1 protein-coding gene and 1 pseudogene are annotated in these 648 nt (G+C 59.3%); one reads left to right on the forward strand and one right to left on the reverse strand.

Annotated features, from left to right (window positions below; genetic code table 11):
* Positions 1 to 169, reverse strand: a pseudogene (locus tag LH128_RS29420) (IS5/IS1182 family transposase); the annotation flags it as partial.
* 217 nt (positions 170 to 386) lie between these two features.
* On the opposite strand from LH128_RS29420, the gene LH128_RS34885 reads away from it, so the two are divergent.
* The coding region (locus LH128_RS34885; RefSeq protein WP_008833351.1) for a hypothetical protein at positions 387 to 648 on the forward strand (262 nt) is incomplete at its 3' end.

Raw genomic sequence — 648 nt, forward strand, 5'->3', positions numbered from 1 at the left:
CGAGTAGAGCGCCTGCAGCGAGGATCTTGAACATGAGGACCGGATCAAACGGCGGCCTGCCACCCTTGCCGCGGACACTTCGCCGCAGCGCTGCTACCAACGGGCCGCGGAAAGCCTCGAAGTCGACGACAGCCGCAAGCCGTTCAAGCCGATCACCTGCCGCGCTCAACGCCTCGTATCAGTCCGAAAGATCGAAGAAACTCGGCTGTCCCGCCATCATCGCCTCCACCCTCGTGCAAAGGCAGTGAATCACCTCAAGCCGCTAGGCGCCAGCGGTTTTTCGAGGCCTCCGGCTTGAATGGCTGCACAACGCCTTGCGGCAGTAAGCTACCGCCCTTTGCGGACATTTCTAGGCAGGTGACAACTGCAACGCTATTCTGGTCGCAATGATCTCCCGTTCAACAGATTCGTTCTTCTGGCCTGCCTTGCTCGGGTCTTGGATGGCAGCGGTTGTTCCCGGGCTCATCGCGATTGCTCCGCTGACATTTGCGCCCATGGCTTTGCCCCTCACGGCGTTGTTGGGTGCTTTGGCGGCGGTTATGTTCTTGGTCGCCCTTTTTGATAGAGCAACACGTCAAGCGGTTGACACCTTTAATCAGCGGTCCAAGGCGCAGTGGCGTGACATGTCGTGGCGTGAGCGCTTGTTTT

The organism is Sphingomonas sp. LH128, from assembly GCF_000293195.2.
Lineage (GTDB): Bacteria > Pseudomonadota > Alphaproteobacteria > Sphingomonadales > Sphingomonadaceae > Novosphingobium > Novosphingobium resinovorum_A.